Annotated in this window: 15 protein-coding genes; 7 read left to right on the forward strand and 8 right to left on the reverse strand. The window is 67.0% G+C overall.

The window, feature by feature from the left end; all coding sequences use genetic code 11:
* Window positions 1-7 precede the first annotated feature (7 nt).
* The 8 genes from FHP89_RS04080 to FHP89_RS04115 all read right to left on the reverse strand — a co-directional run bounded on the left by FHP89_RS04080 (window position 8) and on the right by FHP89_RS04115 (window position 8,367).
* Entirely contained in the window at window positions 8-508 is a 501-nt protein-coding gene (locus FHP89_RS04080) for a disulfide bond formation protein B (protein ID WP_144179175.1), read from the reverse strand.
* A 176-nt stretch (window positions 509-684) separates the two neighbouring features.
* Window positions 685-1,023, reverse strand: coding sequence for a hypothetical protein (locus FHP89_RS04085; RefSeq protein ID WP_144179176.1), 339 nt, complete (start codon window positions 1,021-1,023; stop codon window positions 685-687).
* A 509-nt stretch (window positions 1,024-1,532) separates the two neighbouring features.
* Window positions 1,533-2,498 (reverse strand): DMT family transporter, encoded by a 966-nt coding sequence (locus FHP89_RS04090; protein WP_144179177.1) that lies wholly within the window; start codon window positions 2,496-2,498, stop codon window positions 1,533-1,535.
* 72 nt (window positions 2,499-2,570) lie between these two features.
* The gene (locus FHP89_RS04095; RefSeq protein WP_144179178.1) at window positions 2,571-3,392 is read right to left on the reverse strand and encodes an AraC family transcriptional regulator; all 822 of its coding nucleotides are present in this window, start codon (window positions 3,390-3,392) and stop codon (window positions 2,571-2,573) included.
* A gap of 48 nt (window positions 3,393-3,440) precedes the next feature.
* A complete protein-coding gene (locus FHP89_RS04100; RefSeq protein ID WP_144179179.1) occupies window positions 3,441-3,929 on the reverse strand; it encodes a TlpA family protein disulfide reductase in 489 nt (162 codons plus the stop codon).
* Window positions 3,926-5,179, reverse strand: a complete 1,254-nt coding sequence (locus tag FHP89_RS04105) for a sialidase family protein (RefSeq protein ID WP_144179180.1) — start codon at window positions 5,177-5,179, stop codon at window positions 3,926-3,928. The genes FHP89_RS04100 and FHP89_RS04105 overlap by 4 nt, the downstream gene beginning before the upstream one ends.
* The gene (locus tag FHP89_RS04110; protein ID WP_144179181.1) at window positions 5,179-7,464 is read right to left on the reverse strand and encodes a TonB-dependent receptor; all 2,286 of its coding nucleotides are present in this window, start codon (window positions 7,462-7,464) and stop codon (window positions 5,179-5,181) included. The genes FHP89_RS04105 and FHP89_RS04110 overlap by 1 nt, the downstream gene beginning before the upstream one ends.
* Window positions 7,465-7,689: 225 nt before the next feature.
* Window positions 7,690-8,367, reverse strand: a complete 678-nt coding sequence (locus tag FHP89_RS04115) for a Bax inhibitor-1/YccA family protein (RefSeq protein WP_144179182.1) — start codon at window positions 8,365-8,367, stop codon at window positions 7,690-7,692.
* Window positions 8,368-8,533: 166 nt separating this feature from the next.
* Here FHP89_RS04115 and nhaR point away from each other — a divergent pair, with 166 nt between their 5' ends.
* From nhaR to FHP89_RS04150, 7 genes are all read left to right on the forward strand, one after another.
* Window positions 8,534-9,463, forward strand: coding sequence for a transcriptional activator NhaR (gene nhaR, locus FHP89_RS04120; protein WP_144179183.1), 930 nt, complete (start codon window positions 8,534-8,536; stop codon window positions 9,461-9,463).
* 69 nt (window positions 9,464-9,532) lie between these two features.
* Complete coding sequence (hyi, locus tag FHP89_RS04125; RefSeq protein WP_144179184.1) at window positions 9,533-10,306, forward strand: hydroxypyruvate isomerase; 774 nt, start codon at window positions 9,533-9,535, stop codon at window positions 10,304-10,306.
* 87 nt (window positions 10,307-10,393) lie between these two features.
* Window positions 10,394-11,389, forward strand: a complete 996-nt coding sequence (locus tag FHP89_RS04130) for an efflux RND transporter periplasmic adaptor subunit (protein ID WP_144179185.1) — start codon at window positions 10,394-10,396, stop codon at window positions 11,387-11,389.
* Window positions 11,389-14,505 (forward strand): efflux RND transporter permease subunit, encoded by a 3,117-nt coding sequence (locus FHP89_RS04135; protein ID WP_144179186.1) that lies wholly within the window; start codon window positions 11,389-11,391, stop codon window positions 14,503-14,505. Before FHP89_RS04130 ends, FHP89_RS04135 begins: the two co-directional genes overlap by 1 nt.
* A 1-nt stretch (window position 14,506) precedes the next feature.
* Window positions 14,507-14,845: a hypothetical protein gene (locus FHP89_RS04140; RefSeq protein ID WP_144179187.1), complete on the forward strand. Its 339-nt coding sequence runs from the start codon at window positions 14,507-14,509 to the stop codon at window positions 14,843-14,845.
* Between the two features lie 62 nt (window positions 14,846-14,907).
* Window positions 14,908-15,357 (forward strand): c-type cytochrome, encoded by a 450-nt coding sequence (locus tag FHP89_RS04145; RefSeq protein WP_144179188.1) that lies wholly within the window; start codon window positions 14,908-14,910, stop codon window positions 15,355-15,357.
* 27 nt (window positions 15,358-15,384) lie between these two features.
* Window positions 15,385-15,834, forward strand: a complete 450-nt coding sequence (locus FHP89_RS04150; protein ID WP_144179189.1) for a DUF411 domain-containing protein — start codon at window positions 15,385-15,387, stop codon at window positions 15,832-15,834.
* The last annotated feature ends 23 nt before the right edge of the window (window positions 15,835-15,857 follow it).

Below are 15,857 nucleotides of genomic sequence, written 5' to 3' on the forward strand. Positions count from 1 at the left end.
CGACGGCTTAGCGCGCGACGCGTCGGAAAATCACATGCAGACCGAAGGCCAGCACGCCCAGGAAGGACAGCAGCGACCAGTTGGCGATGGACAGGCCGAGGAAGGTCCAGTCGATGGCGGTGCAGTCGCCTGCACCACGAAAGATCATCGGCAGCAGTTCGGTGAGCGGAAAGCTCTCCATCAGATATTCAATGCCCGGGCCGCACTCGGCAATGCTCGGCGGAAAGCGCTGCATCCAGCTCTGCCATGCCGCCACGCCGCCACCGGCCAGCGCAAACAGGGTGATCAGCACGCCATACACTTTGCGCCCGCCACCGGTGCTGCCGTGCAGGCCGGCGATCAGGCCAAAGCAGGTGGCCACGGCGAAGGCGTAGCGCTGCATGATGCACATGGGGCAGGGCTCGAGGCCGACCACGTGCTGCAGGTACAGGCCGAAACCCAGCAGGCCGCTGCCCACCAGAAAGAGTGCGAAGAAGGGCAGGCGGGGGCGGTCGAGCAGGCTGAACATGGCGGTCGCAAGGAAAATGATGGGCGGATTCTAGCAGCCCGTGGCGGGCGCAGTCCGTCTGACGCGTTGTGCGCGACCAAGTTCCTTCGCGACCGGGCCGTTGGCGAGGCGGGGTGATATTGATCCGGAGGTGCGTGCGCTGACCTGTCCGGTCGATGCCCCGGGTGGTGCCGGCGTCAGCGGCGTGCCAGGCGCTGCCAGAGCGCGATCAGGCTCAACAAGGCAATGCCATTTGCGGCTGCGGTTCGGGCATGGGACTGAGCCGCCGCGCGCGCTTGCGGTGGCGTCTCGCGCTGGCAGGCGCCGTGGGCGTCGACGGCGACGCAATCGGCATCGAGCCGGAGGGTGTCGCCACGCGGCGGGAGGGCGGCCGGGCGGTCGGGCCCGCGCGGATCGGCGAATGCGACCTTGAACACCCCGCCGCGCAGGTGCTGCGCCGCAGTCGCGTCGGTGGACGACGCCCAGGCCGGGTGGAGGTGTAGGCCGACGGCGCCCGGCGTGTGGCGAAGTGCCATCCCCGACCAAGGCCGGGTGGCTGGGCCGCCGCGATGCTCGCGGTGCTGTGCGCGCGCTCACCCTTGGCTTCGATGGTGGTGTCGGGCGCGAGCGATGCGGCCAGTGCGCCCGGGCCTGCGCCAAGCGCGGTGACGACGGCGGTCAGCCAGACAAGGCCGGTTTTTTGCGTTTGCGAGTCCATGTGCATGCTCCCTCTGCCGTGTTGAACTCTCTCGGCATTATTCGTGCCGCTTATGACATCGCAAAACAATCAATGAGTTACGGGCGATTCCCGGTCGGTGGCGGGCGGGCGCGGTGGTGATTCGCATCGATTGTGTTCCCTGGATGGCACACCCGGGTCGGCGCCGTTCCGGCATGTCTGCCGACAACCCGTACCGGGTGGGCGTTCAAGCGCGGCGGGGGGGATGAGTGGCGTGTAAAGATCGCCGACAGTCGGGCGCGCCGGGGGGCTGGCCGGCTCAGCCGTCATGAACACATCGACTACGCTCGCTACGATTTCTTCACGCGCTCAGTTGCCAAGTGCTTGTGCCACGGCCGCGGGCCGGCGACGGAAGGCCTGTACGGCGAGGATCACGCCGGTCAGCAGCAAGGCGATGCCGCCCATCTCGGCGAGGCTCGGCCAGCGTTCGTACCAGACAAAACCGTAGGCCAGCGCGGCGAGGGTCTCGAAGACGATCAGCTGGCCGGCCAGCCCCGGCGGCAGCAGGTGGCTGGCGCGGTTCCACAGCAGCGTGCCCAGCCACGAGGCGAGCAGACCGGTGAGCAGCATCAGGGCGATGAACACCCCCGGCCGCGGCCCGGCGATGTCGACGGTGCCAGTGGAGGTCCATTGCCACAGTGCGATACCGGCCAGCGCCAACAGGGCCAGCGGCAGCGTCATCAGCCCCTGCGCGGTGGCCCAGGCGCGGGCCAGGCCGGTCGGCTGGCGACGCAGCCAGTAGCTGTTGTTGAGCGGGTACCAGGTCCAGCACACCAGCGCCACGACAGCCGCCGCCAGACCACTCCAGTAGCGGGCGTCGTGCGCAATGTCGCCGGCGTCGTCGGTCTGGGCGTGCACCAGCATCAGGCCGGCCAGGATCACGGTCAGCGGCAGCAGCAGCCGGCGCCACGGCAGGCCATGGTCGGCCGCATCCTGGCTGGTGAGTTTGGCGGTGATGGCGATGGCCACCGGCAAGGTGCCGATGATCATGGTCGGTACGGTTACGCCGGCGAGCTGGATCGCGCTGGCCAGCGCGGCGAAGTAGATCACGTTGCCGATCAGGGCCAGCTTGGCCGCGTCGATCCAGTCGGCCCGCGTCAGGCGCTTGAGCGCGGCACGGTCGGCGCGGGCGAGGAACAGGGCCAGCACGCCGAAGGCGATATAGCGCCCGGCCGCCAGCATCACGCCGGAGTAGTCCGGCAACATCAGCGGCACGATGAACACCAGCCCCCACAGCAGCCCGGCGCCAAGGGCGGCGCTCAGACCCGCGAGCATGCGCTCGCCGAAGCGGACAGAAAGAAGGACATGATCGGCCTGAGGGCTGTGAATGAGCCGTCAGACTAGGGCTTAGCGGCGCGCCGGTCTTGTACCGATTTGCGCTTGATACTCGGCGGGCGTCACGCCGTAGGCCTGGCGAAACCAGCGGGTGAGGTGGCTCTGGTCGGTGAAGCCGGCGTCCAGCGCGACATCCAGCGGTCGCTGTGCGCCGGCCAGCAACTGCTTGGCGCGCAACACCCGGCGCGCCTGCACATAGCGGTGCGGGCTGAGGTGGAAGTGGTTGGCGAAGGCGCGGGCAAAGTGGTGCATCGACAATCCGGCGATGGCGGCGAGCTGTTCGAGGTCCAGCGCCTGGTCGAGATGTGCCTCGATGTAGTCCACCACGCGATCGAAGCGCAGCGCCGCCGGATCGGCCACACGGCGCGCATGGCGGCCGTGGCGCTCGGCGATGCCGAGGATGGCGTCGGTCAGTGCGGTCTGGGCGGCCAGCGGCTCGTCGGCTTGCCACATGCGCACGAAGGCAGTCGAGAGCGCGTGCGCCAGCGCCGCGTCCTTGATCGTGGCCTGCGGAAAGTACACCTGCGGCCCGGCAATTGCGCTCATCGCCGCCGGCTGCAGGTACACCATGTGATAACGCCAGCCGCCCTCGGAGGCGGCCTCGCCGGTGTGCGGCTCGTCGGGGTTGAGCAGCACCAGCGTGGCCGGATCGGCGATGTGGCCGCTGCCGCGATAGCGGAAACGCTCGACCCCGCTGGCGATCACGCCGACCGAGAAGCCCTCATGCACATGCGCCGAAAAGGCGTGCTCGATCAGCCGCGCGGTGTACAGCTCCACGCCCGGCAAAAAGGGCGCCGGGCGGAAGGTGACGAATTCGCCGGGGTGTTCGAACATGGGCGGGGCGTGTTGGGCAGGAGCCCCGATTCTACGCCCCGCGCCGGGTCAGTCGTGCCGGGCGCTCGGGATCGGCGTGCTGAGCCAGCGGCCCAGTGTGGGTGGGTCGATCAGCCCGCTGCGGGCCTGGCGGGGCTGGCCGGCGGGGTAGAAATAGCTGCGCGGCAGCTCGCCGAACCAGGCGGGGTCGACGCGCTGGCGCAGGCGCTCGGGCTCGCTGGCGTCGAAGGCCCAGTGTTCCAGATCGGTCAGGCCGAAGCGCTTGAGCAGTACGTCAGCCTCGGCGTGGCGCTCGGGGTCGTCGGTGACGATCAGCACCAGGCGCTGGCGGGCGCGGGCGTCGGTGAGCGTGCCGAATAGCGCCAACTCCTTGAGGCAGGGGGGGCAGTCCACCGACCACAGCACCAGCACGAAGTCGCTGCCGGCGCGGCGGGCCTCGATCTGCGCGAGGCTGTCGGCGCCGAAGGCATTGAACTCGGCCAGCGCAGGGCGCGTGAGCAGGAGCAGGCCGATGAAGAGTGCGGCGAGGCGCGTCATGGTGCCGGCACCGGGATCAGGCGATAGCCATCGGCCTGGGTTTGCCAGGAGAGGAACAGCTCGCCCTGGCGGACGATCATCAGCGGGTGGTCGGAGCCGCCTGCGGTGCTGGCCAGCGTGCGCTCGGGCGACCAATGCTGGCCGCCGTCTTTTGATTCGCTGATCAGCAGGACCGTGCCATTTGGCTGCAGGGCTTTCCAGGCGACGAAGACCCGACCGTTGCCGAGCGCGCGCACTTGCGGTCGGCTGGCGCCGGGCTGATGGGAGAGGCGGTGGGCGGCGCTGCGTTTGCCGGTGGCCGGGTCGATGCGGCCGTAGTGCAGGCCGGGCGCTTTGCCGCCGCCGGCGAACCACACCATGTGCGCTTGACCGCCTGTATCGACGCTCAGGTCGGGGCCGTGATGCGGGCAACCTTCAATCACCCAGCCGTCGTCGGTGGCGCGCATGGGCTCGGCGACGGGAAGCGTGGCGGGGTCGAGTCGGGCGATCGCGTGGTCGCGCTGATTGACCGGGAACACATGGCGCCACAGCGCCAGCGGTGGGCGCTCGCCGTCGGTGGCGAGCGCGATGCGGCAGCATTCGCAGCTGTGGTCGGCGAGCTTCTGGTTGGGGGCGAAGCTGGCGCCGTCGTTGTGGGACGTGGCGGTGTAGATGGCCGCGCCGGCGTAGTCGGTGCCGCTTTGCTTGGCGAGGGCGAGGTCGCGCTTGTCGATCCACGTCAGGGTGATGCGCCCGGCACCGTCGACGATGAGCGAATCGAAGCGGTGGCTGATCGGTGCGCGGTCGTCGTTGACGGTAATTGGCGCCTCGAAGCGCCCGCCGCCATCGCTTGAGCGGGCAAAGCGGATATCGCCGGCGTAGGCGCCGGCGATCTTCTGCGTCCAGCTCACCACCAGCGTGCCGGCGGGGGTGAAGGCGATCTTGGGGCGGTTTTCGCCGTCGCTGTAGATCGACTCGGCCTGCGGATTCACGGCCACGGCGGGGGCAAAGCGGTTTTCACCATCCTCGCCATGGGTGACATACACATGGCCGCCCTGCACAAAAGCCAGCCACAGCCGGCCTTGCGCGTCGAAGGCCGGGCTGGGCGCGCGGCCGCAGTGGGGCGAGGGCAGGGCCGCGGCATCCTGACACTGGGCGAGGGTCGGGCCGCCGGCGGCGGCAGCGTGGCCGCCGTGCGAGGCGGCCGTGGCCGTGCCGGCGATCAGCGGTGAGAGCAGTAGCGCAAGGCGCAGGGCGTTGGGGGCGTGCATCAGAAGCTCAGCTTGGCTTCGACATACAGCGTGCGCTGCGGCCAGGGGTGGGCGACGAAGGCCTCGTCGTTGAAGAGGTTGTCGATGCCCACCGCGAGGTGGCCGGTTTGGGTGACCCGCCAGGTGGCCTTGAGGTCGACAAACAGGTAGTCGTCCTGCGCGCCGTACACATTGCTTTCCTTGTCCGAGTTGTCGAGGTTGCCATAGCTGTTGCTGGCGTAGCGCAGGCCGAGCGAGGTGTCGAGCGTGTCGCCGACATGCCAGGTGGCGAGCAGGTTGGCGCGCCAGCGCGGCATGCGCGGGAAGATCTTGCCCTCGGTGCTCGGGTCGGCGCTGTTCTTGACGATCTTGCTGTCGGTCCAGGTGATGTTGGCGTTGAGGTCGACCGGCAGGGCGAAGACGCGGTTCTGTTGCAGCACCAGCTCAAGCCCGGTGGTGCGCACCTTGTCGACGGGCAGGAAGGTGCTCACGCTGTTGATGACGTCGGTCTGGCTCCAGATGGCGTCCTTGACGTTTTCATGGAACAGGTTGGCGCGCACAAAGCCGTTGGCCAGCATGCGCTCGACCATGAAGTTGTGATGAATGCCGACCTCGGGGCGCAGCTTTGCGTTGGCGATGGTGCTGCTGTTGATCTTCTCTTCGTTGCTGAACAGCTCTTCGACGATCGGGAAGCGGTAGGCGCGGCCGAGCGAGTAGCGCAGCTGCCACGCGTCTGCGGGCTGGAAGCCGAGCGAGAACTTGGGCGAGAAGCCGGTGGCGTCGCGGTCTTCGAAGTCGAGCAGGGCGGCGGTCTTGTGCTTGTAGTAGAAGCCGTCATAGGTCTGCCATTGCTCGTAACGCGCGCCGACGGCCATATCCCACTGCGGCGCAAAGTCCCAGCCCCACTGGCCGAACATGGCGTGGGTGCGGGTCTTGCCGCCGGTGGTCTGGTTGTGCACCGACTTGGCGCCGACGGTGTAGTCGGTGGAGTCGTAGCTGTCGATGGCCAGGCTGTTGCGGTCGAAGTGGTAGCCGGTGACGAAGTTCATGTCGTCGCGGCCGGCGAAGCGGTCGGTGCGGGCTTTCACATCCAGCGACAGCCAGCCGGTGTCTTCGTAATCCGACACCGAGCCGGCGGTGGTGTAGGTCGGGTCGTCGGGGTTCTTGTTTGAGCTGCGGGTGTGATCCTTGAGCACATCGAAGTGGCTCAGGTTGGTCTCCAGCGTCCAGCCGCTGTGGCCGAGCGGGCCTTCCAGGCCAAGGCCGAGTTGCAGGGTCTGGCGGATCTGGTCGCTGACCGCGAAGTGGCTCGAGCTCACGCTGAAGCCGGCGCCGTTATAGACCGCGTTGCCACTCCACACCGTGTTGCCGGCGGCATCGCGCAGATAGTTGGTGGGGCGGGTGCGCCAGTCGCGGTCTTCATAGGCGACGGTGGCGGTGGCCTGCCATTCGCCCAGGGTGTAGCCAAGCTTGAACTTGGTCAGGTCGGTGAGGGTGGCGGCGGGGCCGGAGTCGCCCACCCAGATCACGTCGCTGCTCTGGCTGTCGCGGCCACGGACGGCGCCATCCGTGATGACGGTCGCTCCGCCGGCCGGCGTACCCACGCTGCGGCTGCGGAAGGTCTGCGGCTGGCCCTTGTTTTCCAGATGGTTGTGGAACACGAACAGGCGCAGGTCACCGAAGGCGTCGCCAAAGGCGAGGTATTCGCGGTGGCCCGAGTAGGTCTGGTCGGCGCCGAGGTGGTCGAACTGCTGGTGGAAGCTCGCGGCTTCGGCGTGCAGCACGCGCTCGGTGGGCAGTTTGGTCTTCATGTTGACCACGCCGCCCATGGCGTTGCCGCTGTATTCGGCGGAGAAGGGACCATAGATGACCTCGGCCGATTCCAGCTCGTCGGTCGCCACCAGACCCCAGCGCGGCGCGCCCGACCAACGAGTCTCGAGCAGCGAATGCAGCGGCATACCGTCGGCAAAGACCATGGTGCGTGCGGTCTGGAACATGTTGGCGCCGCGCATGGCGACCGTGCCGTTGGAGTCGCCGATGTAGCGCTTGCGCACCACCATGCTCGGTTCGTACTTGAACACATCCTCGACCGAGGTCGCGTTGACCTGCTCGGCCTGCTCGGGGCTGATCAGGACGGACGGGCTGGTGAAGTGGGTGGGCGAATCGACCGTGCCGGTAACCACCACGTCGCGCAGTTGCGTGACACCGTCGGCCAGGGCGGTCGGGGGCAGGCAGATTACGAGCAAGGCCGCGGTGAGGGTGTGGCGTGGAAAGGGTGCGGGCAGGGCGTAAGCGCGGATCAACATCTTCGAGAGTCCTTGACGGTGGGCCGGGGGTGGGCGGGAGGATTTTTAAGATACATCAAGAATGCATCAAATAAAAATAAAGATACTTATTGTATGAATCTATTTCCCGAAAACCCGTGATCGCGACGATCCGTCGCAGCGCCGGCGGTGCGCCAAAAAACATCGGGCAGCCCGATGGGCTGCCCGATGTGGATGCCAGAAGCCCCGCGCAGCGGGGTGGAGCGCTTAGTCGTCGTTCATGAAGCCCAGCAGGTGCAGCAGGCTGGTGAAGAGGTTGAAGATCGACACGAACAGCGTGACGGTGGCCATGATGTAGTTGGTTTCACCGCCGTGGATGATGTTGGAGGTCTCATACAGGATGAGGCCGGACATCAGCAGCACGAAGGCGGCCGACACGGTCAGCGACAGGGCCGGGATGCTGAAGAAGATCGCGCCCAGGCCGGCCAGGAAGGCGACGATGATGCCCACCATCAGGAAGCCGCCCATGAAGGAGAAGTCCTTGCGGGTGGTCAGCGCGTAGCCCGACAGACCGAGGAAGATGGCGCCAGTGGCGGCCATGGCAGTCATGACGGTTTGCGTGCCGTTGGGCATGTTGAGGTAGTGGCTGATGATCGGGCCCAGGGTGTAGCCCATGAAGCCGGTCAGCGCGAACACGGCGACGATACCGCCGGCGCTGTTGCGCAGCTTGCTGGTCAGGAACAGCAGGCCGAAGTAGCCGACCAGGGTGATGATCATGCCCGGGTGCGGCAGGGCCAACGCCATCGACACACCCGCGGTCAGGGCCGAGAACAGCAGCGTGACCGACAACAGCATGTAGGTGTTGCGGATGACCTTGTTGGTCGCCAGGACCGAGCTTTGCTGGCCGCGACCGACGTCGGTGGGGAAGGGGGAAGTGCGGTTCATGGTGCGCTCCGTATGGTTTCTGATGTTTGTTGCCGGCTGGCGGGTCGCCCGAAGCGAAGCCTCGCTCAAAAGCCGTTTCTACGCGTTGCAGTGTAGTCGTAGTGATTGGTACGAACAAATCGAATAAAGTTCATGTGTTGTTAGAAAAATCCGAGGTGTTGGTGGCATGGCTACACTCAACTACAAGCATTTGCGCTACTTCTGGATGGTGGCCAAGGCCGGCAGCATTGCCCGCGCCAGTGAGCAGCTGCACCTGACGCCGCAGTCGATCAGCGGTCAGATCACGGCGTTTGAAGAGCGGCTGGGGGTGGCCTTGTTTCAACGTACCGGGCGACGCCTGGTGGTGACCGAGGCGGGCCAGCGCATCCTGCGTTACGCGGAGGAGATCTTCGCGCTCGGTGATGAGTTGCTCGATGTATTGCACGACGCCCATGCCGCGCAGGCGCCGCCGTTCCGGGTCGGTATTGCCGACTCCGTGCCCAAGCAGATGGCCTACCGGCTGGTGGCGCCGACCCTGACGCTGGAGGCGCCGGTGCGGCTGGTGTGTCGCGAGGGGCGATTGGCGCCACTGCTGGCGGAGTTGTCGGTGCATCACCTCGACATGGTGATTGCTGACCGACCCATGCCGGCGCGTTACAACGTGCGGGCCTACAGCCACTTGCTGGGTGAAAGCCGGCTGACCGTGATGGCGACACCGGCGCTGCTCGCCCGGTTTGCCGGCGACTTTCCGCGTTGTCTGGACGAGGCGCCGTTTCTGTTGCCGGGCGAAGACGTGGCGGTGCGCGTGCCGCTGATGCAGTGGTTCGAGGCGGAGCGCTTGCGTCCGCAGATTGTGGGCGAGTTCGACGATAGCGCGCTGCTCAAGGCTTTTGGCGGTGCGGGGGCCGGATTCTTTTGTGCGCCGAGCGCGGTGGTGCCCGATGTGCAGGCGCAGTACGGCGTGGCGGCGGTGGGCGAGATTCCGGGGCTGACCGAACAGACCTACGGCATCACCACCGAGCGCAAGCTGACCCATCCGGCGATTGTGGCCATCAGTGCCGCCACCCAGCCGGCGGGGGCGGTCGCCCCCGCGCGTAAAAAGCGTCGGGGTGGCTGAGCGCGGGTTTCGTGCCGCCGGCGCCGCGGTTATGCTGGCGGCGATTGCCTTTATCGCCGGACCGTCGCCATGCCAAAGTTTGCCGCCAACCTGACCCTGCTGTTCAACGAGCAGGCCTTTCTCGATCGCTTTGCCGCCGCGGCGGACGCGGGCTTTGAAGGCGTCGAGTACCTGTTTCCCTACGCCTGGCCCGCCGCACAGCTGGTCGAGGCGCTGCAGACCAACGCACTGGTGCAGGTGCTGCACAACCTACCGCCGGGCGACTGGGACGCCGGCGAGCGGGGCATTGCCTGTCATCCGGATCGGGTGGGGGAATTTCAGGATGGCGTCGGTCGCGGCATCGATTACGCGCGGGCGCTGGGCTGCCCGCAACTCAACTGCCTGGCGGGGATTCGGCCCGAGGGTGTGGACCCCGAGCGCGCGCTGGCGACCTTTGTCGACAACCTGCGCTTCGCCGCCAGCGCCTTGAAGGCGGCCGGCCTGAGGCTGCTGATCGAACCGATCAATACCTTCGATATCCCCGGTTTCTTCCTCAATCGCACCGAGCAGGCCGCGCAGATCGCCGCCGCCGTGGGTGTGGACAATCTGTTCATCCAGTACGACATCTACCATGCGCAGCGCATGGAGGGCGAGCTGGCCAATACGTTGTCGCGCTATCTGCCGATGATCGGCCACATGCAGCTGGCCGACACCCCCGGGCGGCATGAGCCGGGCACGGGCGAGATCAACTTTCCCTTTTTGTTCCGGCACATCGATGCGCTCGGCTACACGGGCTGGATCGGTTGCGAGTACAAGCCGATCGCCGACACGCTGAGCGGATTGGGCTGGCGGCCGGCGGAGTGATTGTGCCTGCATCCGTCATGCGGGCGCGCTAAACTCTGCGCTTTCAGTGACGGGACGCGCCGGCCTCATTGGCCGGCCGCATGCCACATGACTTCATTGCGCTTTCTCGCTCTGTGCGCCCTGCTGCCACTGGCTGCACAGGCCGCCGAACTGACCACTCGCCCGCTGTCCGAGCTGGCGGTGTATCCGGTCTATCGCGTCAATGCCACGGCCAATGCGCTGGATGAAGCCCAGCTGGGCATGGCGGTGTCCGGGCGCATCAAGACGCTACCCGTGCGCGTTGGCGAAACCGTCAAGCGCGGATCGACCTTGCTGGCGCTGGATGACCGCGAACACCGCATCGAGCGCGATCGCGCCAAGGCGCAGGTGGCGCTGGTGGCCAGCCAGCTGCGGCTGGCCGAATCGCAGCTGGCGCAGAACCGGGCGCTGGCCAAGCGCGAGTTCCTGAGCGCGGACGCCTTGCGGGTGAAGGAAACCGAGCTGGTGGTGCGCAAGAACGAACTCGCCGCCACCCGGCAACAGCTCGCCGCGGCCGACCTGGCGCTGTCGCGCACCACGCTCACCGCGCCTTTCGATGGGGTGGTCAAGTCCCGGCTGGCCAGCGTGGGCGATTACGTTTCGCCCGGCGCGCCGGTGCTGGTGCTGGCCGCGACGGCCACGCCCGAGGTGCGGGCGAGTGTGCCGGTGTCGCAGATTGCCAGCGTACGCGCGGCCAAGGCCTGGGTGCTCGACGCCGCCGGGCTCGAGGTGCCGCTGGCGCTCCAGCGGGTATCGCCGCTGGTCGACCGCGTGGCCCAGGCGCAGGACGTGATCTTTGCGCCGACCGGCCCGATGCCGATCGGTCTGGCGGGCGAAGTGCGCTGGCAGGGCGAACGGCCGATGCTGCCGCCGGCCTATGTGCAAAAGCGCGACGGCGTCTTCGGCGTGTATGTCTTGACCGGCGATGCGCCGGTCTTCCGCGCCCTGCCCGAGGCCCAGCAGGGGCGGCCGGTGCTGGTGCCCACCGACTGGCCGGCGACGCTGCCGGTGGTCGATGAAGGCCGCTTCCAGATCGGGCTCAAGCCGGTCGGGGCGACGCAGTGATGGGCTTTTACCGCCGCCTGATCGACAACCACCCGCTGGCCAATATCGCGTTTGCGCTGGTGCTGATCGGCGGTGCACTCACCTATGTGTTGATGCCGCGGGCGCAAGACCCGGAGATCAATTTCAACTGGGTGAACATCACCACGGTCTTGCCGGGGGCGTCGGCCGAAGACGTGGAGCAGGAGCTGACCTCGCCGCTGGAAGACGCCATCGCGCAGGTAAAGGACATCAAGTATGTGTCTTCATCCAGCCGCGAAAACCTGTCGTCGATTCTGGTGCGCTTCAATGAGTTGTCCGAGCGCGAGTTCGACAAGCGCATCGCCGACCTGCGCCGCGAGATCCAGAACAAGGCCTCGGACGAGTTGCCCGAGGAGGCGACCGACCCGCAGGTGGTGGAGATCACCACCTCCAACGGCTTTCCGACCGCGATTCTGGCGGTGTATGGCCCGGCGCTGGATGAGCGCCTGCGCCGGGCGGCCTTCGACCTCAAGAAAGACCTCGAACGCCTGCCCGGCGTCGACAAGGTGATCGCCGCCGGTCTGGACGATCCGGAGCTGCATGTCGACTTCGACCCGGCGGCGCTGGCCGCGCGTGGGCTGTCGCCGGTGCAGGTGGCCGATTCGGTGCTCGGCTGGTTCCGCAATACGCTGGGCGGCCGGGTGCGCGTGCAGGACCGCGAATGGCTGGTGCGCCTCGAAGGCAAGACCGACGACCCTGACACGTTGGCCGCGACGGCCCTGATCACGCCGCAAGGCCGGGTCGCGTTGGGCGAGGTGGCCGAGGTCAGCCGCGGGCATGAGCGCACCACGCAACGCGTCAGCGTGCACGGCCAGCCGGCGGTGATGTTGTCGGTGACCAAGCAGAGCCGGGTCAATACGCTGTCGCTGGTCGAAGAGCTGCGCGCCTTCGCCAGCGCCCGCAACCCGCTGCTTGAGAGTCAGGGCGTGCAGCTGGTGATGCTAGACGACCAGACCGACATGACCCGCAACGCGATCGGCATCATGGAATCCAACGCGCTGCTCGGCCTGATCGCGGTTTTGGTGATGTGCTGGGCGTTTCTCGGCCCGCGCATGGCGCTGCTGGTCGGGATCGGCGTGCCGTTTTCGCTGGCGGGCACTTTTCTGGTGGTCAATGCCATCGGCTCGACGCTCAACCTCACCGTGCTGCTCGGCGTGGTGATTGCGCTCGGCATGCTGGTGGACGACGCGGTGGTGGTGATCGAGGCGATCTACTACCGCATGCAGCGCGGCGAACCGGCGCGCGAGGCGGTGATCAACGGCGTGCTCGAAGTGGCGGCGCCAGTGACCAGCGCAGTGCTCACCACCATGGCCGCCTTTTTGCCGCTGATGTTGCTGCCGGGCATTCTCGGCAAGTTCATGTTTGTCGTGCCCTTTGTGGTCACCGTGGCGCTCGGGGTCAGTCTGTTTGAAGCCTTCTGGATTCTGCCGACCCATGTGTTGAGCATTCGCCCCAAAGCCGGTGGGGGCCAGAGTGCTGGCCAGGCGCGGCGGGTGCGCTTCACCCATTGGGTGCGGCTGCGCTACTCGCGCGCGCTGATCCGCGTGATGCGATGGCCCAAGCTGGCGTTGCTGGTGGTCTTGCTGACCGTGGTCGGCGCCGGTGCGATGGTGGGCAGCGGGGTGGTCAAGCAGCAGTTCTTCGCTTTCGACTCGATGCGGCTCTTCTATGTGAACGTCGACATGCCTGCCGGCATGGCGCTGGAGCGCACGCTCAGTCAGGCGGACCGGGTGGCCGATACCATCCGCGAGCAACTCGACCCGGCCGAGATGCGCACCGTCACCGCATACGCCGGCCTCAAATTTACCGAAACCGAGCCGCTCTACGGCGACCAGTACGGTCAGGTGCTGGTGTCGCTGGCGCCGCGCCAGACCGATGGCGCCTTCACCGGCGAGATCATCGAGCGCCTGCGCGACGCGGTGATGGCGCACACCGGAGAGGCCAAGCTGTCTTTTCTTGAGATGAAGGGCGGGCCGCCCTCGGGCAAGCCGATCAGCGTCAAGGTGAAGGCAGACGACTACGCCACGCTGCGCGCCGCGTCGGATGCGCTCAAGGCCGAGGTGGCGAAAATTGTCGGCGTGAAGGACCTGACCGACGACGACGTGCCCGGCCGCACCGAAATGCGCCTCACGCTCGACCGCGAAAAACTCGCCCGCGCCGGCGTGCAGCCGGCCACCGTGGCGCGGCTGCTGCGCCTGTATGGCGAGGGCGAAACGCTGGCCAGCGTGCGCGTCGATGGCGAGAAGGTCGATCTGATCGTGCGCGCCCAGCCCCAGACGCTGAGCGACATCGACGCGCTGCTCCAGCGCACCGTGCCGCTCGACGACGGCCGGCAAGTGCAACTGGGCGAGCTGGTCGACGCCGAGATGCGCATCTCCAAGGGCTATATCCGCCACTATCAGCTGCGTCGGGCGATTACCGTCGAGGCCGATCTGGCGCCCGACACCACCGACACCGTGACCGCCAACGCGCAGCTCAAGGCCGCCTGGGCCGAGATGCAGCCGCGCTTCCCGACCGTGGCGCTGGACTTCTCGGGCGAGCTGGACGACATCCAGGAGAGTCTGGATTCGATGGTCAAACTGTTCACCTTCGGCCTCGGCCTGATCTATCTGATCCTCGCCACCCAGTTCAAGAGCTACTGGCAGCCGATCCTGATCCTGGTGACCGTACCGCTGGCCTTCACCGGCGTGGTGCTCGGCTTGTTCGTCTCCGGCAACCCGATGTCGCTGTACACCCTGTATGGCGTGATCGCGTTGACCGGCATCGCGGTCAACAGCGCCATCGTGCTGATCGACGCGGCCAACGACAGGCTGCGCAAGGGCATGAGCGTGCTGCACGCCGCGGTGTATGCCGCGCGGCGGCGCGTGGTGCCCATTCTCATCACCACTACCACGACCATCGGTGGCCTGTTCTCGCTGGCGGTCGGGCTCGGCGGCAAGTCGCTGATGTGGGGGCCGGTGGCGGCCAGCATCGTGTGGGGCCTGGGCTTTTCGACGGTGCTCACCTTGTTTGCCGTGCCGCTGCTGTACCGCTTGGTGATGCGCGCGCCGAAGCCGTCGGTCGATCTGGATCAAGGTCCGGCGGCGCTGATGGCGTAGCATGAAGCGCATGTGGCGCCGACTCGTCATCCTGTTGCTGATCCTGGCTCTCCCGCTGCCGTCGCTGGCCGGCTGGGCCGGTACCTGCGTGGAGGTGCCGGCTACATCGCACGCCATGGCCGACATGGGCGATGAGGCCGCTGTGCCGTGTTGTCCCGACGACGGGCTGCTCAGCGACTGCACTCAAATCGATTGCGCCTCGGCCGCAATGCACTTCGCCTTGCCGGTTGTGCGCGCCGATCTGAGCGCTCGCGCGCATGTGCTGAGCGCCGCGCCGATGCCCCGGTTTGCTTCGGTCACGGTCTCCCGTCACGACCGGCCACCCATCGCCATCGCCTGAATCCGATCCCGTCGGGGCGTATGTTGCCCCGCATTCCCTATCGAGATTTAGGAGTTCACAGAATGAAAACACTTGGATTGGCCATGCTGGCCAGCGCCGTGTTGGTCGCCTGTGGTGACCCACCCGCGACGGCGACTGCGCCCGCGACGGATGCTGCGCTGGCCCAGGGCGCGACACTCTACGCCGCGCAGTGCGCCAGTTGTCATGGCGCAAATGGCGAGGGCCAGCCGGACTGGCGCGAGCGCAAACCGGATGGCCGCCTGCCCGCACCGCCGCACGACGCCAGCGGCCACACCTGGCATCACCCGATGGACATGCTCTTCCAGATGACCCGCGACGGCATGGTGCCGCCGCTGGCGCCCGAGGGCTATCAGAGCGACATGCCGGCCTTTGGCCACATCCTGTCGGACGACGAGATCCGCGCCGTGCTGGCCTACATCGAGAGCCAATGGCCCGATGAGGTGAAACAAATGCGCGCCGAACGATTCAAACCCCAGACGAGCGGGCGCTGAGCGCGCCTGCCGAACGAGGAACCGAACATGAACACCATTCAGATGTTTCGCCAACTGGCGCTGGTCGCCGCTGTCTCGATGAGTGCCGGCACGGCCTGGGCCGAGCTGCCTGAAGCGACCATGTACAAGGACCCCAACTGCGGCTGCTGCAGCAAGTGGGCCGAGCACATGCGCGCCGCCGGCTTCTCGGTCAAGGAAGTCCCCAGCCAGGAGATGGGGCGCATCAAGTCGCAACTGGGCGTCCCCGAGGCGCTTGGCTCCTGCCACACCGCACGGATCGGCAACTATGTCATCGAAGGCCATGTGCCGGCCGCCGACGTCAAGCAGCTGCTGGCCGAACAACCCGCCGGCGCCCGCGGTCTTTCAGCCCCCGGTATGCCGATGGGCTCGCCGGGCATGGAGGGTGGCACCCCGGACCGCTATGATGTGGTGCAGTTTAATGCCGATGGCGGCGAGACCGTGTTCGCGCGCCATTGAGCGAGCACTCGAGGAGGCATGGC

The sequence above is a fragment of the Denitromonas ohlonensis genome (assembly GCF_007625205.1).
Lineage (GTDB): Bacteria > Pseudomonadota > Gammaproteobacteria > Burkholderiales > Rhodocyclaceae > Nitrogeniibacter > Nitrogeniibacter ohlonensis.